17 protein-coding genes, 1 rRNA gene and 2 pseudogenes are annotated in these 22,489 nt (G+C 73.1%); 8 read left to right on the top strand and 12 right to left on the bottom strand.

What is annotated here, in order from left to right:
• Nucleotides 1-65: 65 nt before the first annotated feature.
• Nucleotides 66-1,094, top strand: a complete 1,029-nt coding sequence (locus tag QNO07_RS19830; protein WP_283993530.1) for a LacI family DNA-binding transcriptional regulator — start codon at nt 66-68, stop codon at nt 1,092-1,094.
• A gap of 24 nt (nt 1,095-1,118) precedes the next feature.
• Here QNO07_RS19830 and QNO07_RS19825 read toward each other — a convergent pair whose 3' ends face one another.
• The 8 genes from QNO07_RS19825 to QNO07_RS19790 all read right to left on the bottom strand — a co-directional run bounded on the left by QNO07_RS19825 (nt 1,119) and on the right by QNO07_RS19790 (nt 9,451).
• A complete protein-coding gene (locus QNO07_RS19825; protein ID WP_283993529.1) occupies nt 1,119-2,279 on the bottom strand; it encodes a glycosyltransferase family 4 protein in 1,161 nt (386 codons plus the stop codon).
• Nucleotides 2,280-2,522: 243 nt separating this feature from the next.
• A complete protein-coding gene (gene recN / locus QNO07_RS19820; protein WP_283993528.1) occupies nt 2,523-4,274 on the bottom strand; it encodes a DNA repair protein RecN in 1,752 nt (583 codons plus the stop codon).
• A 282-nt stretch (nt 4,275-4,556) separates the two neighbouring features.
• Entirely contained in the window at nt 4,557-5,471 is a 915-nt protein-coding gene (locus QNO07_RS19815) for an NAD kinase (RefSeq protein WP_283993527.1), read from the bottom strand.
• On the bottom strand, nt 5,468-6,289 hold the full coding sequence (locus QNO07_RS19810) for a TlyA family RNA methyltransferase (RefSeq protein ID WP_283993526.1): 822 nt from the start codon (nt 6,287-6,289) through the stop codon (nt 5,468-5,470). Before QNO07_RS19810 ends, QNO07_RS19815 begins: the two co-directional genes overlap by 4 nt.
• A 7-nt stretch (nt 6,290-6,296) precedes the next feature.
• On the bottom strand, nt 6,297-6,548 hold the full coding sequence (locus QNO07_RS19805; RefSeq protein WP_283993525.1) for a hypothetical protein: 252 nt from the start codon (nt 6,546-6,548) through the stop codon (nt 6,297-6,299).
• 10 nt (nt 6,549-6,558) lie between these two features.
• Nucleotides 6,559-7,371 carry an ABC transporter ATP-binding protein gene (locus QNO07_RS19800; RefSeq protein ID WP_283993605.1) on the bottom strand — a complete coding sequence of 271 codons (813 nt, stop codon included), beginning with the start codon at nt 7,369-7,371 and terminating at the stop codon, nt 6,559-6,561.
• A 35-nt stretch (nt 7,372-7,406) separates the two neighbouring features.
• Nucleotides 7,407-8,435, bottom strand: a complete 1,029-nt coding sequence (locus QNO07_RS19795; RefSeq protein WP_283993524.1) for a FecCD family ABC transporter permease — start codon at nt 8,433-8,435, stop codon at nt 7,407-7,409.
• Nucleotides 8,432-9,451, bottom strand: coding sequence for a FecCD family ABC transporter permease (locus tag QNO07_RS19790; RefSeq protein WP_283993523.1), 1,020 nt, complete (start codon nt 9,449-9,451; stop codon nt 8,432-8,434). Before QNO07_RS19790 ends, QNO07_RS19795 begins: the two co-directional genes overlap by 4 nt.
• A gap of 202 nt (nt 9,452-9,653) precedes the next feature.
• On the opposite strand from QNO07_RS19790, the gene QNO07_RS19785 reads away from it, so the two are divergent.
• Both QNO07_RS19785 and QNO07_RS19780 read left to right on the top strand, forming a co-directional pair.
• Complete coding sequence (locus tag QNO07_RS19785; protein WP_283993522.1) at nt 9,654-10,676, top strand: ABC transporter substrate-binding protein; 1,023 nt, start codon at nt 9,654-9,656, stop codon at nt 10,674-10,676.
• Between the two features lie 37 nt (nt 10,677-10,713).
• On the top strand, nt 10,714-11,613 hold the full coding sequence (locus tag QNO07_RS19780) for a siderophore-interacting protein (protein ID WP_283993521.1): 900 nt from the start codon (nt 10,714-10,716) through the stop codon (nt 11,611-11,613).
• A gap of 67 nt (nt 11,614-11,680) precedes the next feature.
• Here the strand turns inward: QNO07_RS19780 and QNO07_RS19775 are convergent, their stop codons facing one another.
• Nucleotides 11,681-12,703, bottom strand: a complete 1,023-nt coding sequence (locus QNO07_RS19775) for an HAD hydrolase-like protein (protein ID WP_283993520.1) — start codon at nt 12,701-12,703, stop codon at nt 11,681-11,683.
• Between the two features lie 106 nt (nt 12,704-12,809).
• Here QNO07_RS19775 and QNO07_RS19770 point away from each other — a divergent pair, with 106 nt between their 5' ends.
• The 5 genes from QNO07_RS19770 to QNO07_RS19750 all read left to right on the top strand — a co-directional run bounded on the left by QNO07_RS19770 (nt 12,810) and on the right by QNO07_RS19750 (nt 19,818).
• Nucleotides 12,810-14,072: a DUF1015 family protein gene (locus QNO07_RS19770; RefSeq protein ID WP_283993519.1), complete on the top strand. Its 1,263-nt coding sequence runs from the start codon at nt 12,810-12,812 to the stop codon at nt 14,070-14,072.
• Nucleotides 14,073-14,469: 397 nt separating this feature from the next.
• On the top strand, nt 14,470-16,029 hold the full coding sequence (locus tag QNO07_RS19765) for a pyridoxal phosphate-dependent decarboxylase family protein (protein WP_283993518.1): 1,560 nt from the start codon (nt 14,470-14,472) through the stop codon (nt 16,027-16,029).
• 29 nt (nt 16,030-16,058) lie between these two features.
• Nucleotides 16,059-17,381 carry a lysine N(6)-hydroxylase/L-ornithine N(5)-oxygenase family protein gene (locus tag QNO07_RS19760; protein ID WP_283993517.1) on the top strand — a complete coding sequence of 441 codons (1,323 nt, stop codon included), beginning with the start codon at nt 16,059-16,061 and terminating at the stop codon, nt 17,379-17,381.
• Entirely contained in the window at nt 17,378-17,947 is a 570-nt protein-coding gene (locus QNO07_RS19755) for a GNAT family N-acetyltransferase (RefSeq protein ID WP_283993516.1), read from the top strand. The genes QNO07_RS19760 and QNO07_RS19755 overlap by 4 nt, the downstream gene beginning before the upstream one ends.
• Entirely contained in the window at nt 17,944-19,818 is a 1,875-nt protein-coding gene (locus QNO07_RS19750; RefSeq protein ID WP_283993515.1) for an IucA/IucC family protein, read from the top strand. The genes QNO07_RS19755 and QNO07_RS19750 overlap by 4 nt, the downstream gene beginning before the upstream one ends.
• A gap of 575 nt (nt 19,819-20,393) precedes the next feature.
• Here QNO07_RS19750 and QNO07_RS19745 read toward each other — a convergent pair.
• From QNO07_RS19745 to rrf, 3 genes and pseudogenes are all read right to left on the bottom strand, one after another.
• Nucleotides 20,394-21,026: pseudogene (locus QNO07_RS19745) on the bottom strand (tetratricopeptide repeat protein); the annotation flags it as partial.
• A 315-nt stretch (nt 21,027-21,341) separates the two neighbouring features.
• Nucleotides 21,342-22,154: pseudogene (locus QNO07_RS19740) on the bottom strand (tetratricopeptide repeat protein); the annotation flags it as partial.
• A gap of 260 nt (nt 22,155-22,414) precedes the next feature.
• Nucleotides 22,415-22,489: ribosomal RNA gene (gene rrf / locus QNO07_RS19735) — 5S ribosomal RNA — on the bottom strand; the annotation flags it as partial.

Below are 22,489 nucleotides of genomic sequence, written 5' to 3'. Positions count from 1 at the left end.
TCGGGGCGGTAGCGTCAACCCCCTGACGACGGTCTCAAGGGTCGACGACGGATGAGGAGTTAGACGTGCACGGTTCCCGCCCCACCCTCGAAGCGGTGGCAGCCCATGCCGGGGTGTCCCGCGCCACGGTGTCCCGGGTGGTCAACGGCGGAGCGGGAGTGCGCCAGGAGGTGCAGGACCGGGTACGCGAGTCGGTGGCGGAACTCGGGTACGAGCCCAACCGCGCGGCCCGCTCGCTCGTCACCCGGCGCACCGGCGCCGTCGCCGTCGTGATCGCCGAACCCGACACCCGGATCTTCACCGACCCGTTCTTCGCCCAGCAGTTGCGCGGCATCAGCCGCGAACTGGCCCGGCACGACCTCCAGCTCCTGCTGCTCCTGCTGGAGCAGCGCAAGGACTACGACCGCATCGGCCGCTACCTGTCCGGCGGACACGTGGACGGCGCCCTGATGTTCTCCCTGCACCGCGACGACCCCCTGCCGACGATGGCCGCCGCCTCCGCACTGCCGACGGTCTTCGGCGGCCGGCCCGACTGGCCCGGCGCCGACGCGGACCCCAAGCTGCTCTACGTGGACACCGACAACCGCGGCGGAGCCCGGCAGGCAGTCGAGCACCTGGTGTCCCGGGGGCGGCGCCGGATCGCCGTGATCACCGGCCCGCTGGACCAGACCTCGGCGATGGACCGGCTGGCGGGCTACCGCGACGTCCTGGGTACCGCCGGCGAGGTCCCGGAACTCACCGCGCAGGGCGACTTCACCGCCGAGGGCGGCGAGCGCGCGATGGCCGAACTGCTGGACCGCTCCCCCGACCTGGACGCGGTCTTCGCCGGCAACGACCTGATGGCGTCCGGCGCCATGCGCACACTGCGGGCCCGCGGCAAGCGGGTGCCCCAGGACGTGGCGGTGGTGGGCTACGACGACCTCGAACCGGCCGCCTGGGTGGAACCCGCGCTCACCACCGTCCGGCAGGACGTGCAGGGCATGGGCGCGCTGATGGCCGGACTGCTGCTGCGGCGGCTGGGCCTGGACGAGGACGGCACCCCGCCCGCCCCGGTGATCACACCGGCCCGGCTCGTCGTCAGGGACTCCACCTGAGCGCGCCACCGGCGGCGCGGTGGGTCAGACGGCCGCCGCGGACAGCTCGTCGTAGACGCTGAGCACCTGCGCGACGGTGGTGTCCTCGGTGGGCCAGGTCGCGGCCTGCGCACGGCCCGCGGCGGCCATGGCGGCCCGCCGCCCGGGATCGGCCAGCAGGCCTGAGACGGCGTCGGCCAGCGCGTCGGGGTCGCCGTAGGGGACCAGCAGCGCGGCGTCGCCGACCAGTTCGGGCACCGCGCCCACCGCGGTGGCCACCAGCGGCACGCCGGCCCGCAGCGCCTCCTGCGCCAGCGGTGAGCGCCCCTCCCAGCGGGCCGGGAGCACCGCCAGGTCGGCCGCCGCCAGCAGCCGCAGCGCGTCCTCACGGCAGCCGAGCAGCCGCACCGGCAGCTGCTCGGCGTCGATGCGGCGCTGGAGGGCGGCCCGCCGGGAGCCCTCCCCGGCGACGGCCACCAGCGGCTCGGGGTCCCGGTGGCGCCAGGCGCGGGCGGCGGTGAGCAGCACGTCGTGCCCCTGGTGGGGCTCCAGGCGGCCCACGGTGAGGATCAGCGGCCGGTCCACGGCGCCCAGCTCGGCGCGTTCCTTGTGCCGCAGCGTGTCCTCCTCGGCGGCAGGCGCGGCGCTCCCCTCCAGCGGCGGTTCGCCGGCGCACGGGCCCGGGAGCGCGACGGGTGCAAGGCGCGCGTCGCGCGCGCCGCGGCGCCGGGCGCGTTCCACCAGGTCCGAGCTGACCGCGAGCACCACCCGGGCGGCCCGGGCGACCCGGCGCTCCAGCAGGTACGTCATGCGGGCCCGAACACCCTCGCGGTGCGTGCGGGTGTGCCAGGTGACGACCAGCGGCACACGCCGGCGGCGTCCACCGAGCGCCAGAGCGGCCAGCAGCCCCGCCCGCAGCCCGTGGGCGTGCACCAGGTCGGCGTCGGCGCACACCGCGCGAACCGCCGCGAGCGCACCGGCCTCGGTGCGCGCCGGAGTGGGCGCGAAGCGTGCGCCCACTCCGGTGAACCGGTGGCTCGACTCCGCCTCGTCGGGGGCGCAGACCGTCACGCGCACGCCTCTGGCCACCAGCCCGGCGGACAGGGAGCGCACGTGCGCCCCGGTGCCTGCGCTGCCACCGCCGAGGATCTGAACGGTGTGCAGGGGTGTCCGGCCGTGCGGGGACGGTGTGGAGGGGCTGCTCACAGCGGTTCGGGCTCCTGGGGTAGGACAGCGATGCGAACGCGGGGGGCGGCGGGGGCGCGGTTCCCAGGATGCCAGCCGCCGGAGCCGGCCGGGGACAGCCGCAGCAGTCGGCCTCCCGACCGGGCACCCCGGCCGGGCACGGAATCACCGCACCGCCCCCGCGCGGCGGACGGGTGCGGCACGTCACCGCTTCGGGCACTGCGTCACCCGGCGGGCCAAGCACGGCGGTTGCCGGGCCGGTCCTCAGCCGTCGGCGCGGGCCGCCTCCAGCAGCTCCTCGGCGTGCGCCCGCGCGAGTTCGGAGTCCTCCTGTCCGGCCAGCATGCGGGACAGCTCTCGCACCCGCTCCTCGCCGCTGAGCGCCTGCACCCCGCTGCGGGTGACCGAACCGTCGTCGGTCTTCTCGATCAGCAGATGGCGGTCGGCGAACGCGGCGACCTGCGGCAGATGGGTCACCACGACCACCTGCGCGGACCTCGCCAGTCTGGCCAGCCGCCGGCCGACCTCCACCGCGGCCTTGCCGCCGACGCCCGCGTCCACCTCGTCGAACAGGTAGGTGGGCACCGGGTCGGCGCCGGCGAAGACGACCTCCACCGCCAGCATGACCCGGGACAGCTCACCGCCGGAGGCACCCTTGGCGACGGGCCGGGCGGGCGCGCCGGGATGCGGTGCGAGCTGCAGTTCGACCTCGTCCACGCCGTGCGGGCCGAACGCGACGAGCCTGCCGTCGGACTCGATGCCGGCGTCCGGGTCGGCCGTCTCGGACTGCCGCACCGCCACGGTGAGCCGGGCGTGCGGCATCGCCAGTTCGGCCAGCTCTGCGGTGACGGCGTCCGCGAAGCGGCGGGACGCCTCCGACCGGGCCGCCGTCAGGGCGGCGGCGAGCAGACCGAGTTCCACCCGCAGCGCGTCACGTTCGGCGGTCAGCTCGCTGATGCGCTCGTCGTCGCCCTCCAGCTCGGCCAGGCGCTGCGAGCCCTCCTCGGCCCAGCGCAGCACGGCGGTGGCGTCCTCGCCGTACTTGCGGGTGAGGTGGGTGAGCTGGGCCCGGCGCTCCTCGACCGCGGCCAGCCGCAGCGGGTCGGCGTCGAGGTCGTCGGCGTAGCCGGCGAGTTCCCCGGCGACGTCGGACAGCAGGATGTGCACCTCGCCGAGCCGGTCGGCGAGCTGGGCGAGAGCGGGGTCGTGCGCGCGTACGGCCTCCAGGGCGCGGTGCGCGCCCGCGACGAGGGTGCCGGCGTCCACGGTCTCCAGGTCCGCCGGGTCCCCGGCGAGCGCGGTGTGCGCGGTGGTGGCGGCGGAGGCGAGCGCCTCGCTGTGCCCCAGGCGCTCCGCCTCGGCGGACAGTTCGGTGTCCTCGCCGGGCTGCGGCTCGGCGGCGGCGATCTCCTCCAGGCCGAACCGCAGCCGGTCCGCTTCCTGGGCCCGTTCGCGGGCCAGGGTGGTCAGCTCGTCGAGTTCGGCGGTGAGCGCGCGCAGCCGCCGGTAGGCGCGGGTGTAGTCGGCCAGCGGGCCGGACACGGCCGCGCCCGCGTACCGGTCGAGCGCCTGCCGCTGCCGGGCGGGGCGCAGCAGGCCCTGCTGATCGGTCTGGCCGTGCACGGCCACCAGTTCGTCGCTGAGTTCGGTGAGCAGCCCCACCGGCACCGACCGGCCGCCGACATGGGCCCGGGAGCGGCCTTCGGCGGAGACGGTGCGGCTGAGCAGCAGGGCGCCGTCGTCGAGCTCCGCGCCCGCCTCCTCGGCGCGCCGGGCCGCCGGGGAGTCGGCGGGCACCGTGACACGCCCCTCGACGACGGCGGCCTTGGCGCCGATCCGCACGAGTGCGGCGTCGGCGCGCCCGCCGAGCAGCAGCCCGAGGCTGGTGACGACCATGGTTTTGCCCGCGCCCGTCTCTCCCGTCACGGCGGTGAAGCCGGGTGACAGCTCGAAGGCGGCGTCGTCGATCACGCCGAGGGCCTGGATCCGCATCTCCTCCAACACGGATACGACCATACGAGGTTCCCGGCCCGGCTCCCCACCCGCGGTGCGCCCCCGGCGAGCCGCGGCACCTCCGTACGAGCGCAGGACACCGCGTACGGCAGGTGCTCGCCGCCCGGCGGGGGCGGGTCCACGACGGCGGGAGGGGCCGCTGCGCCACGGGCGGCGACACACTCCTCGCACATGCGCGCGAAGGCGCCCGCCGTGCCGCTGCCCGGCGCAGCCAGGCCGCGCCCCGCCCGTGACCGGGCCGGTCCGGGGCCGACTCCGCCCCGGACCGGTCCCGCCCGCCGGCGGTCAGTGCGGGGCGCCGCGCCAGCCGGTGACCGGGAGGGCGAACTTCGCCACCAGGCGGTCGGTGAACGAGGCGTGGTGCAGCCGGGCCAGGCGTACCGGGACGGCGCCCCGGCGGACCTCGACCCGGGCGCCGGGCGGCAGCTCGACCGAGCGCCGGCCGTCGCACCACAGCACGCCGTGCGGGGTCTGCGGCTGGACCTCCACCGCGAGCACCGACGACGGCGAGGCGACCAGTGGTTTGGCGAACAGGGCGTGTGCGCTGATCGGGACCATCAGCAGCGCCTCGACCTCCGGCCACACCACGGGGCCGCCGGCCGAGAAGGCGTAGGCGGTGGAGCCGGTCGGCGTGGCGCAGACCACACCGTCGCCGCCGAACGCGGACACCGGGCGGCCGTCGACCTCGGTGACCACCTCGATCATGCGCTCGCGGGCGGCCTTCTCCACCGACGCCTCGTTCAGCGCCCAGTCGGTGTGCACCGGGTGGCCGTCGACGCCGCCGTTGCGGATCAGGACGTCGAGTGTCATGCGTTCCTCGACCTCGTAGTCCCGGGCGACGACCCGGGCCACCACCTTGTCCAGGTCGTCCCGCTCGGCCTCGGCGAGGAAGCCGACCCGTCCCAGGTTGACGCCCAGCATCGGCACGCCGGAGGCACGGGCGAACTCCGCGCCGCGCAGCAGGGTGCCGTCGCCGCCGAGCACGATCAGCAGTTCGCAGCCGCGCAGGATGTCGGTGCCGACGGGCACGCCGGCCACCTCCGGCGGCAGCGGCAGGTCGCGGGCCTCCTCGTCGAGCACCCGCACGCCGACCCCGTTGCGCAGCAGGCCCTGGACTACGAGTTCGGCGCTGCGGATGGCCGCCGGGCGGCCGGTGTGGGCGAGCAGGAAGACGGTGCGGTCACTGCCGGGTGTGGTCACTGGGGGCCCTCCGCAACGGCACGGTCGACGTCGGCCGGGTCGAGTTCGGGTGCCCCGGCCCGCAGCCACAGGAAGTACTCCACGTTGCCGGACGGTCCCGGCAGCGGGCTCGCGGTGACTCCCCGCACCCCGAGCCCGAGAGCGGAGGCACGCTCGGCGACCGCGCGCACCGCTTCCGCCCGCAGCTGCGGGCTGCGCACGACGCCGCCGCTGCCCAGCCGTTCTCTGCCGACCTCGAACTGCGGCTTCACCATCAGCGCGAGATCCGCGTCCGGTGTGCAGCATCCCACCAGGGCCGGCAGCACCAGCCCCAACGGGATGAACGACAGGTCGCCCACGACTAGTTCCACCGGTTGTCCTCCGAGCGTATCGACTGTCAGCTCCCGGACGTTGGTACGGTCGCGGACAGTGACACGTTCATCGTTGCGAAGCGGCCAGGCGAGCTGTCCGTAACCGACGTCGACGGCGACCACGTGCGCGGCGCCGGCCCGAAGCAGCACGTCGGTGAAGCCTCCGGTGGACGCCCCGGCGTCGAGCGCGCGGCGCCCGGCGACGGTCAGGCCCAGCGGCGCGAACGCGGCGAGCGCGCCGGCGAGCTTGTGGCCGCCGCGCGAGACGTAGTCGGGGTCGTCCGCGTCCTCGCGGACGACGACCGCCGCGCTGGTCTCCACCTGGGTGGCCGACTTGGCCGCGGTGGTGCCGCCGACGGTGACCCGCCCGGCGGCGATGAGCTGCGCGGCGTGCTCGCGGGAGCGGGCCAGCTTGCGGCGCACCAGTTCGGCGTCGAGTCGGCTGCGGCGTGGGCGGGATACGGCCACCTGCGGTTCAACTCCCGGGGTCGTGCTGGTCGAGGGCGGTCAGCGTGGAACGCAGTCCACGGTGCACATCCTCGTACACGTCCAGGTGGCCGGAGACGGCGAGGTGGTCCGCGTCGTCGAGCCTGCGGAGCTGGGCGTCGACCTCGGCGTTGCCGGTCGGCACCGTCCCCGGTCGCGGCGGCCGGGGACGGGCGGCCGGTTCCCCGTCCGCCGCGGTCGTGGCGTGGCCCGGCTGGCCGCCGGGCATGGGCTGGTCCATGCCCTCGACGCTACACGGCGGCCCGCTTCCGGGCGGCCGGGACGACCAGCGGTGTTCCGCTCTCCGGGTCGTCGATGACCTGGCAGCGCAGCCCGAAGACCTCCTCGACGAGTGCGGCGGTCACGATGTCGCCGGGCCTGCCCTCCGCGACGACCCGGCCGCCGCGCATCGCGATCAGGTGGGTGGCGTAGCGGGCGGCGTGGTTGAGGTCGTGCAGTACCGCGACGAGAGTGCGGCCCTGCTCCTCGTGCAGGCGGGCGCACAGGTCGAGCACGTCGATCTGGTGCTGGATGTCGAGGAAGGTGGTGGGCTCGTCGAGCAGCAGCAGCGGGGTCTGCTGGGCGAGCGCCATCGCGATCCACACCCGCTGGCGCTGGCCGCCGGAAAGCTCGTCGACGAAGCGCTCGGCGAGTTCGGCGACGCCGGTGGCCGCCATCGACTCCTGGACGATGCGCTCGTCCTCCTTCGACCACTGCCGCAGCAGGCCCTGGTGGGGGTAGCGGCCCCGTGAGACCAGGTCGGCGACGGTGATGCCGTCGGGCGCGATGGAGGACTGCGGCAGCAGGCCGAGGGTGCGGGCGACCTGCTTGGCGGGCAGGGCGTGGATGTCGCCGCCCTCCAGCAGCACGGTGCCGGTCTTCGGCTTGAGCATTCTTGCCAGGGCCCGCAGCAGGGTGGACTTCCCGCAGGCGTTGGGGCCGACCACGACGGTGAAGGAGTCGTCGGGGATGGCGACGGTGAGGTCCTCGGCGATGGTGCGCTGGTCGTAGGAGAGGGTCAGCCGCTCACCGCGGAGCCGGGATCCGTCCTCGGCGTGGCGCATGTCGGGGGTTCCGTTCTTGATGGGGTTCGCCATGGTCAGATCCGTCCCGCTCGGCGTTCGGTGGCCAGCAGCCACACCAGGTAGCAGCCGCCCAGCACACCGGTCACGACGCCGACCGGCAGCTGCTGACCGACGAGGGCGCGCTGGGCCAGCCAGTCGGCGCTCACCAGCAGCGCCGCGCCCATGAGCACCGCGGGCACCAGGTTGGGACCGGGGGCGCGGGTGACGCGGCGGGCGAGCTGGGGCGCGGTGAGCGCGACGAAGGCGACCGGGCCGGCCGCGGCGGCGGCGAAGGACGCGAGCAGCACCGCGGAGGCCAGCAGCGTCACGCGCACCCGTTCGACCCGCACACCCAGCGCGTAGGCGGCGTCCTCGCCCATCTCCAGCATGCGCAGGCCGCGTGAGCAGCCCAGCAGCACCACCGGGAGCAGCACCGCCAGGACGACGAGCAGCGGCACGGCGTTCTCCCAGCCGCGTCCGTCGAGACTGCCGGTCATCCACAGCACGGCCCGGCTGACCTCGAAGACCTGGCCGCGGGTGAGGAGATAGCCGTTGACGCCGGTGAGGATGGCGGCGATGCCGATGCCGATGAGGATCAGCCGGTAGCCGTGCAGGCCGCCGCGCCAGGCCAGCAGGTAGACGGCGAGGCCGGTGGCGAGGCCGCCGAGCAGCGCGCCGCCGGCCAGCGCGAGGCTGCTGCCGCCGATGACGAAGATGGCGAGCAGCGCGCCGGTGGCCGCGCCGTGGGTGAAGCCGAGGATGTCGGGGCTGGCCAGCGGGTTGCGCACCAGGGACTGGAACACCGCGCCGGACAGGCCGAGCGCGGCACCGACGAGCAGGCCGGTGATCACGCGGGGCAGTCGCAGTTCGTTGACGATGAAGGCGTCGGCGGGCGCCCCGCCGCCGGCCAGGGTCCGCAGGACCTCCGCCGGGGAGAGCGGGTAGTCGCCGGTGCCGATGGCGAGCACCGCCATGCCGAGGGCGAGCACGAGGAGCAGCAGGCCGGAGAGCAGGGCCCTGGGGCGGTACCGCACGGACCAGGAACCGAGTCGGAGTGCGTTCATACCACTGCCATCCTGCGTCGCCTGACGAAGTAGAGGAACACCGGTCCGCCCAGGACCGCGGTGACGATGCCGACCTGGAGTTCGCCGGGCCTGCCCAGCACCCGTCCCAGGACGTCGGCGCCCAGCAGCAGCACCGGGGCGAGCACCGCGCAGTACGGCAGCATCCACCGCAGGTCGGGGCCGGTCAGCGAACGCACGAGGTGAGGCACCATCAGCCCGATGAAGACGATGGGGCCGCACGCGGCGGTCGCCGCGCCGCACAGCAGGGTGACGGCCACGATGGCGCCCGTGCGGGCCTTGGCGGGGTCGGCTCCCAGCGAGCGGGCCGAGTCGTCGCCGAGCGCGAGCGCGTTCAGCGGCCGGGCGAGGGCCAGCGTGACGATGACGCCGCCGGCGATGAAGGGGGCGAGTTTCACGACGGTGGAGAACTCGGCGGAGGCGAGCGAGCCGACGGTCCAGAACCGCATCCGGTCCAGGGACGCCTTGTCGAGCAGCTGCACGGCGTTGACGTAGGACAGCAGCGCGGCGTTCAGCGCGGTGCCGGCCAGGGCCAGCCGGGCGGGTGTGGCGCCGCGCCCGCCGCCGACGGCGTAGACGAGGACGGAGACCGCGGCGGCGCCGGCGAACGCGAACCAGACGTAGCCGCTGAAGGTGGAGATGCCCAGGAAGGAGATCGCGGTGACCACGGCGGCCGCGGCGCCGGCGTTGATGCCCAGCAGGCCGGGGTCGGCCAGCGGGTTGCGGGTGAGCGCCTGCATCACGCAGCCGGCGAGGCCGAGGGCGACGCCGACGAGCAGGCCGAGCAGGGTCCGCGGCAGCCGCATGTCGTGCACGACGGTGTAGGTGGCGGCGGAGCTGTCGGTGAGTCCCAGCCATGCGTCGCCCAGCGACATCGTGCGGGCGCCCAGCGCGAAGCTGAGCACCACCACGAAGGCCAGGGCGACAACGGCGGCCAGCAGGCCGAGCGCTCGCTGCCGGTTGCGCCTGGAGGACGACGGCTCCCCGAGCTGGGGCACGTCGGCAGTCCAACCCCGTTGCACACGAGGCGACTTGGTGAGTGACACGGGTGGGCTCCAGTGGGGGCCGACGGGTTGTTCCGAACCGGCCGCTGAATATTAGCTTTGGTTAGGTTAACCTAACTGCCGTCGGGGCCGCAGCCCCGTGCGTCCTCGTCGAAGTGCATCCTGAGTGCATCGTTTTCCGGAAGAAGGCACCGCTATGTCCCCATCCCGAGCTTCTCACCTCACCCGTCGCGGGCTGCTCGCCGCCGGCGGCGCCCTGGGCCTGGGTGCTGTGGTCACCGCCTGCGGCAGCGACGGTGGTTCGGGATCGGACGCGGCCGCCGAGAAGTCCTGGTCGTTCACCGACGACCGCGACAAGAAGGTCACCGCCGACTCGCGTCCGCAGCGCGTCGTGGCCTTCACCGGCGCGGCGGCGGCTCTGTACGACTACGGCCTCGACAAGGAACTCGTGGGCGTCTTCGGCGAGACGAAGCTGAAGAACGGCAAGCCGGACCCGACCGCGGGCGACCTGCCCGTCGACAGCGTCGAGATCCTCGGCAACGTCTGGGGCGAGTTCAGCGTCGAGAAGTACGCCAAGCTCAAGCCCGAGCTGCTGGTGACCCACATGTACGACCCCGACTCCTTCTGGTACGTGCCGGACGAGAGCAAGGACAAGATCCTCAAGCTCGCGCCGAGCGCCGTCATCACCACCGGCCGGGTGCCGCTGACCGAGCCCGTGCGGCGCTACGCGGAACTGGCCGAGTCCCTCGGCGCCGACCTCAAGGCGAAGAAGGTCACCGACGCCAAGGCCCGCTTCGAGAAGGCCGCCGAGACGCTGCGCAAGACGGCGAAGTCCAGCGGCATCCGGGTGCTCGCCGGTTCCGGCGCGGCCGACACCTTCTACGTGTCCAACCCGGAGATCTCCAGCGACCTGATGTACTTCAAGGAGCTGGGTGTCGACATCGTCGTACCGAAGGACCTGGACGAGGGCGACTACTTCGAGAGCCTGAGCTGGGAGAACGCCGACAAGTACGACGCCGACCTGATCATCATGGACAACCGTACGGGCACCCTCCAGCCGGCCGACCTCACCTCGAAGCCGACCTGGACGAAGCTGCCCGCGGTCAAGGCCGGCCAGGTCACCGAGTGGGACGCCGTGCCGCGCTTCTCCTACGCGGGCGCCGCGCCCCTGCTGGAGAACCTGGCCAAGGCGATCCAGGAAGCCAAGAAGCTGAGCTGACCGGCACGTCCGACCAACGCCGCAGGGAGCGCTGTTGATGAGCACCTCAGCCGCCGTACCGGCCACCGACGCCTTCAGCTTCTTCGAGGTGCGGGTGAGCCGGGTCCGGCGGCTGGGGCCGTCACTGACCCGGATCACCTTCGGCGGCGAGCAGTTGCGCGACTTCGCCTCCGGCGGCCGGGACCAGAGTTTCTCGCTCTTCCTGCCCCACCCGGGCCAGCAGGTCCCGGTGCTGCCGCTGGACGCGGGCGGCGAGTGGTTCGCCCGGTGGCGGGCCGTGCCGGAGGACGAGCGGGCCGTCATGCGCTCCTACACGGTGCGCGCACAGCGCACGTCACCGCCGGAGGTGGACGTCGACTTCGCCCTGCACGGCGATCTCGGCCCCGCCTCCCGGTGGGCCGCCGGCGCGTCCCCCGGCGACCGCGCGGTGCTGCTGGGACCGGCTGTGGCCGACAACAGGAGCGTGGCGTTCCGGCCGCCCCCGGAGGCGGACTGGCTGCTGCTGGCGGCCGACGAGACGGCGCTGCCCGCCGTCGGCGGCATCCTCGACTGGCTGCCGCAAGGCAGCCGGGCGCATGTGTGGATCACCGTGCCGGAGGAGGCGGACCGCCAGGAACTCCCGCTCGGCCCCGGCATGCACGTCACCTGGCTCACCCATCACGGTGACAGCCGCCGCGGCGGCCGGGACCTGCTGGACGCGGTGCGCGCCGCCGCCCTGCCGGCCGGTGCGCCCTACGCGTGGCTGGCCGGCGAGGCCGGTGCCGTGCGCGCCCTGCGCCGGCATTTGGTCGGGGACCGCGGCTTCGACCGCCGGACCGTCACCTTCACCGGCTACTGGCGCCTGGGCTCCTCGGAGGAGCAGCTCCGCGCCGAGGCGATGGCCGAGGCGGCGGGCACCGGCACCGCCGGACAGGACGCGGGGCCGGCGACGGCCTGACGCGGGCAGCCGCGGCTCTGCCCCGCCAGGCTCACAAGCCCGGCCAGGCTCACAGGATGCGCCAGGCTCACAGGCCGAGTGCGGACAGCGCCGGACGGCCGTCCAGGCCGCACCCCCGCTCACCGGCGGCGGACCACGCGGCGGCGCACAGGGCGCGCAGGCCGTCGAGCGGCTCCCCGGAACCGGTCAGCCGCAGCGCCGACTCCCCCGCGCGAGCCGTCCAGCCCCCGCACCGCCAGCCGCCGTCACCCGCGTCCTCGGGCTGCGGATGCGCGGTGAGCAGGCCGCGCAGGTCGGCCGCGACGTAGCTGGGCCGGTGCCGCGGCTCGGCGGCGAGCAGTTGTGCACCGTCGGTGACGCCCGTCAGCACCAGCAGCGAGTCCACTCCGCCCACCGACGCGCCCTCGATGTCGGTGTCCAGCCGGTCGCCGACCACCAGCGGACGCACCGCCTCGGTGCGCAGGATCGTCTCCCGGTGCATCGGCGGCTGCGGCTTGCCCGCCACCTGGGGCTCGGGAGCGTTCTCCATCCAGCGGGTGGCGATCCGCACCACCTCCACCGCGGCCCCGTTGCCCGGTGCGATGCCGCGCCCGCTGGGAATGGTCAGGTCGGTGTTGGACGCGAACCACGCGGCGCCCCGCCCCACCGCGAGTGCGGCCTCGGCGAGGCGGCCCCAGGCCAACTCCGGCCCGCCGTAGCCCTGGACGACCGCTACGGGATCGTCGTCGGCGGACTCGACCACCTTCAGTCCGCGTTCGGCCAGCGCCACCCGCAGCCCCTCGCCGCCGACACACAGCACCGCGCCGCCCTCCGGCACCTGCTCGGCGATCAGGCGGGCCACCGCCTGCGCCGAGGTGATGACGTCCTCGGGAGCGGCGGGCACACCGAGCCGCACCAGGTGGTCGGCGACCGTCTGCGGGGTGCGGGCGGCGTTGTTGGTGACGTACGCCAGCCGCATGGCCGCGGCGGCCTCCGCCAGGGACTCCGCCGCGTGCGGTACCGCGGCGCCGCCCGCGTAGACCACGCCGTCCAGGTCGAGCAGGGCGGTGTCGTAGGCCCGGTGCAGGGGCTGCTCGCAGGATCGCAGCATCGGTGATCGGCTCCCGGGGTGTTGTCGGACGGTTCGGATCCAGTCGGATTCCGATCATCTCTCACCCGGGCCAGCGGCGGACCGGCGGGCGGCATAGCATGCTCGGATGTGCGCTGACGGCCTCTCCCTCGCCCCCTTCCGCGGCCTGCGCTACGCGCCGGAGCGGGTCGGCAGTCTCGCCTCGGTCACCTCGCCGCCGTACGACGTGGTGGTCCGCCCGGACGGTGTGCACCACCTGGAGACCGCCGACCAGTTCAACATCGTCCGGCTGATCCTGCCGCACTCCGCCGACCCGGAGGCCCGACACCGCAAGGCCGCCGAGACGCTGCGCGACTGGGAGTCGCGCGGCGTCCTGGTCCGCGACCGGGAGCCGGCGCTCTACGTCTACGAGCAGCGCCGGGGCGAGGTGGTGCAGCGCGGCCTGATCGGCGCCCTGCGGCTCAGTCCGCCGCAGGAGGGCGTGGTGCTGCCGCACGAGGACGTGATGCCGGACGTCGTGGCGGACCGGATGGCGCTGATGCGGGAGACGGCCGCCAATCTGGAGCCGCTGCTGCTGTCCTACCGCGGTGACGGCCTGCCGACGGGCGCCGGCGCGGTCGTCGAGCGCACCGCCGCCGGGCCGCCGCTGCTGGCCACGACCACCGAGGACGGCTTCGCCCACCGCCTGTGGTCGGTGACCGATCCAGCCGCGCTGCGCGAGGTGGACGACGACCTCGCCGCGCGCAGCGCGCTCATCGCCGACGGCCACCACCGGTGGGCCACCTACCTGCGGTTGCGGGAGGAGCACCCCGACAGCGCGGAGTGGGCCCACGGGCTGGTGCTGCTGGTGGACACCGCCCGCTACCCCCTGCGGGTTCAGGCCATCCACCGCGTGCTGCCGCGGCTCGCCGCCGCGGAGGCGCTGGACCGGCTGGACGGGGCCCTGCGGGTCCGCCCGGTGGCCGGTTCGCTGGACGACGCCCTGGCGGAACTGGCGGCGTCACCCGGTACCGCGTTCGTACTGGCGGGCGCTGACGGTTCGTTCCACCTGCTGGACCGGCCGGACCCGGCGCTGGTCGCCCGCACGGTCGGCACCGACCGGCCCGCGGCCTGGCGGGCGTTGGACGCGACCGTACTGCACTCGGCCCTGCTGGGCCCGGTGTGGCAGGTCCCGGACGATCCGGCGTCGGTCCGCTACCTCCACTCCGCCGCGAGCGCCGTGGAGCAGGCGCGGCGCACCGGCGGCAGCGCGGTGCTGATGCGGGCGGTGGCGGAGGAGACGGTGCGCGAACTGGCCCGGCAGGGCGTCATGATGCCCCGCAAGTCCACCTCGTTCGGTCCGAAGCCCGCCAGCGGCCTGGTCCTGCGCACGCTCGACCCCCCGCGCTGACGTCTGTCCGTGCCCCTTCCCGTCCGCCCACTCCCGGGCGGTCCCGTGCGGGGCGGCGCAGCCGCCCAGGACGCACGCGGGCCGAGGCAGCCGCGCCTGCGCCGGGAACCGGCCGTCGCGTCTGCCGTCGTGTCTGCCGTCCCGGCATGACGTCAGCCGCCGCCCGCCGTCCGCCACTTGGCGTGATCGGGCGGCATCCGGCCGGATACCGCCTTGAGTGACGCACGACGCACTGTCCGAGGGCGGACACACTTTGCATGCTTGGTAAGGGTAGGCTAACCTCACTGCGTCGTTACGCCTTCTTCACCCCCCACCTGGGACGACACCCGCCGCAACAGGGTGTCTTCCTACCCCGCTCAGGTGCGGGCGGTGTCGTCCGCATCTGGGAGGACAGATCGTGAGCTTCCTCGCGCCCACCGCCGAGGACCCGTCTTCAGGAGCGCTGCCCGCGCGGCTGGACAGCAGGGAACACCTGCTGAACAACAGCACCGCGGACCGCTACCGGGACAGTGTCAGCGAAGGCGTCAGCCGGGTGGCCAGCAGAATCGCCACCTGCGAACGCCCCCTGACCGGCATATCCGCCCCGCGACTCGCCCCCGAGATATCGGGCATCGACCTCGAACAACCCCTCGGCGACCACCTCGCCGCCCTGGACGAGCTGGAGAACGTCTACCTGCGGGACGCGGTGTACTTCCACCACCCGCGCTACCTCGGCCACCTGAACTGCCCCGTGGTCATCCCCGCCCTCGTCGGCGAGGCCGTCCTGTCGTCCGTCAACTCCTCGCTCGACACCTGGGACCAGAGCATCGGCGGCACGCTCATCGAGCGCCGCCTCATCGACTGGACCACGCAGCGCATCGGCCTGGGTTCGGCCGCCGACGGCATCTTCACCAGCGGCGGCACGCAGTCCAACCTGCAGGCCATGCTGCTCGCCCGCGACGAGGCGTGCCGTCTGGTCCAGAAGAACTCCGAGACGCCCCGCCGCAAGGCGGAGATCCTGCCCCAGCTGCGCATCCTCACCTCCGAGTGCAGCCACTTCAGCATCGCGAAGTCGGCGGCCCTCCTGGGCCTCGGCTACGACGCGGTGATCGCGGTGCCGTGCGGCGAGGACAAGCGCATGCAGGCGGACGCGCTGGCCCGCGAACTGGACGCCTGCGCACGCGAGGGACTCGTGGTGATGGCGGTCGTCGCGACCGCGGGCACCACCGACTTCGGCAGCATCGACCCGCTGCCGGAGATCGCCGAACTGTGCCGGCGCCACGAGACCTGGTTCCACGTCGACGCCGCCTACGGCTGCGGCCTGCTCGTCTCCCCCCGCCGACGGCACCTGCTGAACGGCATCGAACTCGCCGACTCGGTGACGGTCGACTACCACAAGTCCTTCTTCCAGCCGGTCAGTTCCAGCGCCGTCCTGGTGCGGGACCGCAACACGCTGCGGCACGCCACCTACCACGCCGACTACCTCAACCCGGCGCGGGTGGACGAGGAACGCATCCCCAACCAGGTCGACAAGAGCATCCAGACCACACGCAGGTTCGACGCGCTCAAACTGTGGATGACGCTGCGTGTCATGGGCGCCGACGGCGTCGGTGAACTCTTCGACGAGGTCGTGGACCGGGCCGCCGACGGCTGGAGCCTGCTCACCGCCGACCCCCGCTTCGAGGTGGTCGTCCGGCCGCAGCTCAGCACCCTGGTGTTCCGCTACCTGCCGCCGGACAACTCCGACCCCGCCCTGTGCGACGCGGTCAACCTGCACGCCCGCGAGGCGCTGTTCGCCTCCGGTGAGGCCGTGGTCGCCGGCACCGTCGTGGACGGCCGGCACTACCTCAAGTTCACGCTGCTCAACCCGCAGACCACGCTCAGGGACATCGCCACCGTCCTCGACCTGATCGCCGGTCACGCACGCCAGTACCTCTCCGAGCGGGCTGAACCGCACACCGACCGCCGCGCCGGCTGACCCGACCGCACCGGACAGGAGACCTCTCGATGCCCGCACCGCACGACTTCATCGCCATCGGCCTGGGACCGTTCAACCTCGGCCTGGCCTGCCTCACCGAACCGATCGACGAACTCGACGGCCTGTTCCTCGACAACAAGCCCGGGTTCGACTGGCACCCCGGCATGCTGCTCGAACACAGCACGCTGCAGGTCCCCTTCATGGCGGACCTCGTCACCCTCGCCGACCCGACCTCGCCCTACTCCTTCCTCAACTACCTGAAGGAGTCCGGTCGCCTCTACTCGTTCTACATCCGCGAGAGCTTCTACCCCCTGCGCAGCGAGTTCAACGACTACTGCCAGTGGGCGGCCGGCAAACTGACCTCGCTGCGTTTCGGCCACCAGGTCACCTCCGTCGAGTACGACGAGCAGGAGGCGCTGTACGTCGTCCACACCGTGGAGCTGCCCACAGGTGAGCGGCACACCCACCGCGGGCGCCGCCTGGTGCTCGGCACCGGCACCCCGCCCCACGTGCCCGACACCTGCCGCGACCTCGGCGGCGACCTGCTGCACAACGCGCACTACCTGGAGCACCGCGACGCCCTCCAGGCGAAGAAGAGCATCACCGTCGTCGGCAGCGGCCAGAGCGCCGCCGAGATCTACTACGACCTGCTCCAGGACATCGACGCCTTCGACTACGAGCTGAACTGGGTCACCCGCTCGCCGCGGTTCTTCCCGCTGGAGTACACCAAACTGACTCTGGAGATGACCTCCCCCGAGTACGTGGACTACTTCCACGCACTGCCGCCCGCGACCCGGGACCGGCTGGTCAGCACCCAGAAGCACCTGTACAAGGGCATCGACGCCGAACTCATCAACGACATCTTCGACATGCTCTACACGAAGAACCGCCGCCGCCCCTGCCCCACCCGGCTGATGACCAACACCGCGCTGACCGGAGCCCGCTACGACGAGGCCCGCGGCGCGTACACGCTCGACCTGCGCCAGCACGAGCAGGAGCGGGACTTCTCCCTCACCACCGAGGGCCTGGTACTCGCCACCGGCTACCGCTACGAGGTGCCGGCGTTCCTCTCCCCGATCGCCGACCGGATCGCCTGGGACGACTCCAGCCGCTTCGACGTCCGCCGCAACTACAGCATCGACACCGCGGGCGGCGAGATCTTCGTGCAGAACGCCGAGCTGCACACGCACAGCTTCGTCACGCCGGACCTGGGCATGGCCGCCTACCGCAACTCGTGCATCATCCGCGAGCTGCTGGGACGCGAGCACTACCCGGTCGAGAAGTCCATCGCCTTCCAGGAGTTCTCCGCGCCGGCCGGCGCCGACCACCCGCTGGAGGTGTCCCCGGCATGACCGGCACGGTCTTCACCCGCACCGACAGCCGCCTGGGCGAGTTCTCCCTGCGGCCCGTCGACCCGCTCACCGACGCGGAACTGCTGCACGGCTGGGTCACAGACGCCAAGGCGGCCTTCTGGCTGATGCAGGACGCCTCGCTGCCCGACGTCGAGCGGGAGTTCATGGCGATCGCCGCCAACCCGCACCACGACGCCTTCCTCGGACTGCACCAGGGCGAGCCCGCCTTCCTCATGGAGCGCTACGACCCCGCCCGTGTCGAGCTGAAGGGCCTCTACCCGGCCGAGCCGGGCGACGTCGGCATGCACTTCCTCGTCGCACCGACCGACACCCCCGTCCGGGGCTTCACCCTGGCCGTCATCACCACCGTGATGGAGGCCCTGTTCGACGACCCCGCCACCCGCCGGGTCGTTGTCGAACCCGACGTGCGCAACAGCGCCGTGCACGCCCTGAACGAGGCGGTCGGCTTCCGCGTCGAGGAGAAGATCACCAAGCCGGAGAAGGACGCCTACCTCAGCATCTGCACCCGCGACCAGTTCCTGGCCGCCCGAGGAGCCAACGGATGACCGCCCCCACCTCCCGCCACACCCCGCACCGCGCCGCGGCGGGCGCACCGGCCGGCACCCCGGACGCGGTCGCCCACCTCACCCCCGAGTTGTGGGCACGGGCCGGACGGCTGCTGGTCCGCAAGGCCCTGGCCGAGTTCAGCCACGAACGCCTCCTCACCCCGCGCGAACTCGCGGAAGGTGCCGCGGAGAACGCACCGGACGGCACCCGCCGGTACGCGGTGACCAGCGACGACGGCCGCGTGGAGTACCGCTTCGCCGCCCGCCGTTTCGCTCTGGACCACTGGCAGGTCGACGCGGACAGCATCACCCGGCACCGCGACGGCAGCGAGTTGCCGCTGGACGCCATCGACCTGTTCATCGAACTGCGCGGCACGCTGGGCCTGAGCGAGGAGGTCCTGCCCGTCTACCTGGAGGAGATCAGCTCCACGCTGGCCGGCACCTGCTGGAAACTGGCAGGTGAACCGGTAAGCGCCGCCGAGCTGAGCCGGGCGGGCTTCCAGGCCGTCGAGGCGGGGATGACCGAGGGCCACCCCTGCTTCGTCGCCAACAACGGCAGGCTGGGCTTCGGTTCCGACGAGTACCTGGCCTACGCCCCGGAGACCGCTTCGCCGGTGCACCTGGTGTGGCTCGCCGCCCGGCGGGACCGCTCGACGTTCTCCAGCTCCACCGACCTCGACTACGACACGCTCATCCGGGGTGAGCTGTCCGAAGCGGAACGGGACCGGTTCGACGGCACGCTGCGCGCCCGCGGCCTCGACCCAGCGGACTACCACCTCATCCCGGTCCACCCCTGGCAGTGGCACAACCGGCTGTCCGTCACCTTCGCCTCCGAGGTCGCGCAGCAGCGCCTGGTGCACCTCGGCCCGGGCGACGACGCGCACCTCGCCCAGCAGTCCATCCGCACGTTCTTCAACACCACCGACCCGTCCAAGCACTACGTGAAGACGGCCCTGTCGGTACTGAACATGGGCTTCCTGCGCGGCCTGTCCGCCGCCTACATGAAGGCCACGCCCGCCATCAACGACTGGCTGGCCAACCTGGTCGCAGGCGACGAGGTGCTCCGGTCCACCGGATTGTCGGTCATCCGGGAGCGGGCCGCCATCGGCTACCACCACGAGCAGTACGCGGCGGCTGCGCCCAAGGGGTCGCCCTACCTCAAGATGCTCGCCGCCCTGTGGCGGGAGAGCCCGGTGCCCTCGCTCCAGCCGGGCGAGCGCCTGGTCACCATGGCCTCGCTGCTGCACGTGGACCGGGCCGGCGACTCCTTCGCCGGGGCCCTGATAGCCGAGTCGGGGCTGGCGCCCGCCGACTGGCTGCGCCGCTACCTCGAGGTGTACCTCACCCCGCTGCTGCACTCGTTCTACGCCTACGACCTGGCGTTCATGCCGCACGGTGAGAACGTCATCCTCGTCCTGGAGAACGGTGTGCCCAAGCGGGCGGTGTTCAAGGACATCGCGGAGGAGATCGTCGTCATGGACTCCGCCGCCGTCCTGCCGCCCGACGTGGAACGCATCCGGGCGGACGTACCGGAGGACATGCGGCTGCTGTCTCTGTTCACCGACGTGTTCGACTGCTTCTTCCGCTTCCTCAACGCCACCCTGGCCGCGGACGAGGTGCTGGACGAGCAGACCTTCTGGTCAACCGTCGCCGAGTGCGTCACCGCCTACCAGAAGTCGGTACCGCACCTGGCGGACCGGTTCGACCAGTACGACCTGTTCGCCGAGGACTTCGCCCTCTCCTGCCTGAACAGGCTCCAACTGCGCAACAACAAGCAGATGGTCGACCTCCAGGACCCGGTGGGTGCACTGCAGGTGGTCGGCACACTGACCAACCCGCTCGCCCGCTTCGCGCCGCGCACGAAGGACTGAGCGGAGGCCGGCCCCGCACGTCGGGCGCCGCCGCAGACGCCGAAGGGCGGGACCCTGCAGGGTCCCGCCCTTCGGCGTGCACGCGAGGCACCCCCGCGGCCGGTGCGTCAGCTGCCGCCGGCCCCACGGTCGGCGGGGGCGTCGGCAACTGCGTCAGCGCCGGTCTCGGCGGATGCCTCGGGAGGCGCCTCGGTAGGCGCACCAGCGGGGGCAGCCGCCGGGGCGCTCCCGGACGAGGCGCCGGCGCCGGTGTCCCGGTCGCTCAGGGCTTCGGCGTCCTCCGCGGGGGCAGCCCCCTCCTCTGAGGCGTCGTCCTCCTCCGCGAGGGCGTCCTCCTCGAGCGCCGGGGCAGCCCGGAACTCGGGCACGCCCACCACGGGACGGCCGGTCTCCACGTCCTCGACGGGTACGACCGTCTCGGTGACGTCCTCCGGCTCGTCGTAGACGTCCTCCACGTCGTCGTCGAAGGTGTGCTCCACGTCCACCAGCGCCGCCTCGCCGGTGGCACCGCCGTCGGGGACCCCGACGCGGGACTGCTCGACCGGCTCGTCCTCGTACTCGTCCTCAGCCTCGGGGTCGAGCGCGTCGAGGAACTCGACGCCGTCCAGCTCCGCGAGGCGGTCCGAGGCGTTGGTGGTGCCGCCCTGGTCGGCCTCCAGCGCCTTCGCGAACCACTCGCGCGCCTCGTCCTCCCTGCCGACCTCCAGCAGCGCGTCAGCGTAGGCGTACCGCAGCCGAGCCGACCACGGCTGGACCGAGTTCGACGCCAGCTCAGGGCTCTGCAACGTGACGACGGCGGCCTCAGCCTGGCCCATGTCACGGCGTGCGCCCGCCGCGACAAGACGCATCTCGACCTGCCCCTCCTTGTCCAGCTTGTTGACCTCCGGCTCACCGGCCATGGCCAACGCCTTCTCAGGTCGGCCGAGACCGCGCTCGCAGTCCGCCATGACCGGCCACAGGTGCTGCGACCCGGTCATGCGGCGAGCCGCACGGAACTCGGCAAGCGCCTCGGCGTACTTCTGCACGCTGTACGCGGCAAAGCCCGCCGCCTCGCGCACCGCCGCTACCCGGGAGGCCAGCCGCAGCGCGACCCGCGCGTAGCCGTACGCCTGCTCGGGCTCCTCGTCCAGCAGCCGCGCCACCATCACCAGGTTGCGCGCGACGTCGTCGGCGAGCGTCTTGGGCAGGCTCATCAGCTCCTGCCGCACGTCCTTGTCGATCTCCTGGCCGGTGACCTCGTCCGGAATCGGCAGCCGTCGGATCGGCTCGCGGTCGGGCCGGTCGTCACGGCGGTAGTCGTCACGGTCGTCGCGGCGCCCACGGTAGCCACCGCGGTCGCCGGAGCCGCCGCCCTGGCCGTAGGGACGCCGTCCATCCCGGTCGTCGTCGCGGCGCGGACCACGCGGCCGGTCATCGCGGTCATCCCGACGGAACTGCGGCCGGTCCCCATCGCGACGCGGACCCCGATCGCCACGATCGCCCCGGTCGTCACGGCGGAACCCGCCACCACGCTCATCGTCACGGCGCGGACCACGCGGCCGGTCGTCCCGGTCATCGCGACGGTGCTGCGGCCGGTCCCCGCCACCAGGCCGGAAACCACCACCGCGCTCATCATCGCGACGCGGACCACGCGGCCGGTCATCGCGGTCATCGCGACGGTGCTGCGGCCGGTCCCCGCCACCAGGCCGGAACCCGCCGCCACGCTCATCGTCACGGCGCGGACCACGCGGCCGGTCATCGCGGTCATCGCGACGGAACTGCGGCCGGTCGCCGCCGGGACGGAACTGCGGCCGGTCGCCGCCGGGACGGAAACCACCACCTCGCTCATCATCGCGACGCGGACCACGATCACCACGGTCATCCCGACGGAACTGCGGCCGGTCCCCACCGCCAGAACGGTAACCACCACGGTCGCCGGAGCCGCCGCCCTGGCCATTGGGACGCTGACCACCCCGGTCGTCGTCACGGCGCGGACCACGCGGCCGGTCATCGCGGTCGTCGCGACGGAACTGCGGCCGGTCGCCGCCGGGACGGAAACCACCACGGTCACCGTCACGACGCGGACCCCGGTCACCCCGATCGCCCCGGTCGTCACGACGGAAGCCACCACCGCGCTCATCGTCACGGCGCGGACCACGCGGCCGGTCGTCCCGGTCGTCGCGACGGAACGGGGGACGGTCGCCGCCACCGGGACGGAAACCACCACGGTCACCGTCACGACGCGGACCCCGGTCACCACGGTCATCACGGCGGTAACCGCCGCGGTCGTCATTGCCCCGCGGTGCACCCCCGCGGTCTCCCCGGTCGTCGCGGCGGTACTGCGGACGGTCGCCGCCGGCACGCGAACCGCCACGGTCCCCATCCCGCCGATCGTCACGTCGGGAACCGCGTCCGTCGCCGTCCTGCCGGCGATTGTCGGACCGTTCCGGCCTGGCCGGCCTCTCCTCATGTGAGTTGGACATCGACGTGACTCCTGTCTCGGGGTGGTACACGATCATTCTCGCGTACCAGTTCGTTCGGTGCGCATCGAGCGCAAAGCAAAAAAGGACCGTTGGTCCCAGCATGTCGCTGGGACCAACGGTCCTCATCAAAGATTGTTCGGCGGTGACCTACTCTCCCACACGCTCCCGCATGCAGTACCATCGGCGCTGAAAGGCTTAGCTTCCGGGTT

Origin of the sequence: Streptomyces sp. 549 (assembly GCF_030124175.1) — a bacterium.
GTDB lineage: Bacteria > Actinomycetota > Actinomycetes > Streptomycetales > Streptomycetaceae > Streptomyces.
The sequence above is the reverse complement of the archived record's forward strand: the minus strand, read 5'-3'. Positions and strand labels throughout refer to the sequence as shown.

What these genes read in the sequence shown, in the direction of transcription:
- recN (WP_283993528.1), bottom strand. Translation starts at nt 4,274, where the DNA reads ATGGTCGTATCCGTGTTGGAGGAGATGCGGATCCAGGCCCTCGGCGTG.
- QNO07_RS19805 (WP_283993525.1), bottom strand. Translation starts at nt 6,548, where the DNA reads ATGGACCAGCCCATGCCCGGCGGCCAGCCGGGCCACGCCACGACCGCG.
- QNO07_RS19800 (WP_283993605.1), bottom strand. Translation starts at nt 7,371, where the DNA reads ATGCGCCACGCCGAGGACGGATCCCGGCTCCGCGGTGAGCGGCTGACC.
- QNO07_RS19795 (WP_283993524.1), bottom strand. Translation starts at nt 8,435, where the DNA reads ATGAACGCACTCCGACTCGGTTCCTGGTCCGTGCGGTACCGCCCCAGG.
- QNO07_RS19785 (WP_283993522.1), top strand. Translation starts at nt 9,654, where the DNA reads ATGTCCCCATCCCGAGCTTCTCACCTCACCCGTCGCGGGCTGCTCGCC.
- QNO07_RS19780 (WP_283993521.1), top strand. Translation starts at nt 10,714, where the DNA reads ATGAGCACCTCAGCCGCCGTACCGGCCACCGACGCCTTCAGCTTCTTC.
- QNO07_RS19775 (WP_283993520.1), bottom strand. Translation starts at nt 12,703, where the DNA reads ATGCTGCGATCCTGCGAGCAGCCCCTGCACCGGGCCTACGACACCGCC.
- QNO07_RS19770 (WP_283993519.1), top strand. Translation starts at nt 12,810, where the DNA reads ATGTGCGCTGACGGCCTCTCCCTCGCCCCCTTCCGCGGCCTGCGCTAC.
- QNO07_RS19760 (WP_283993517.1), top strand. Translation starts at nt 16,059, where the DNA reads ATGCCCGCACCGCACGACTTCATCGCCATCGGCCTGGGACCGTTCAAC.
- QNO07_RS19755 (WP_283993516.1), top strand. Translation starts at nt 17,378, where the DNA reads ATGACCGGCACGGTCTTCACCCGCACCGACAGCCGCCTGGGCGAGTTC.
- QNO07_RS19750 (WP_283993515.1), top strand. Translation starts at nt 17,944, where the DNA reads ATGACCGCCCCCACCTCCCGCCACACCCCGCACCGCGCCGCGGCGGGC.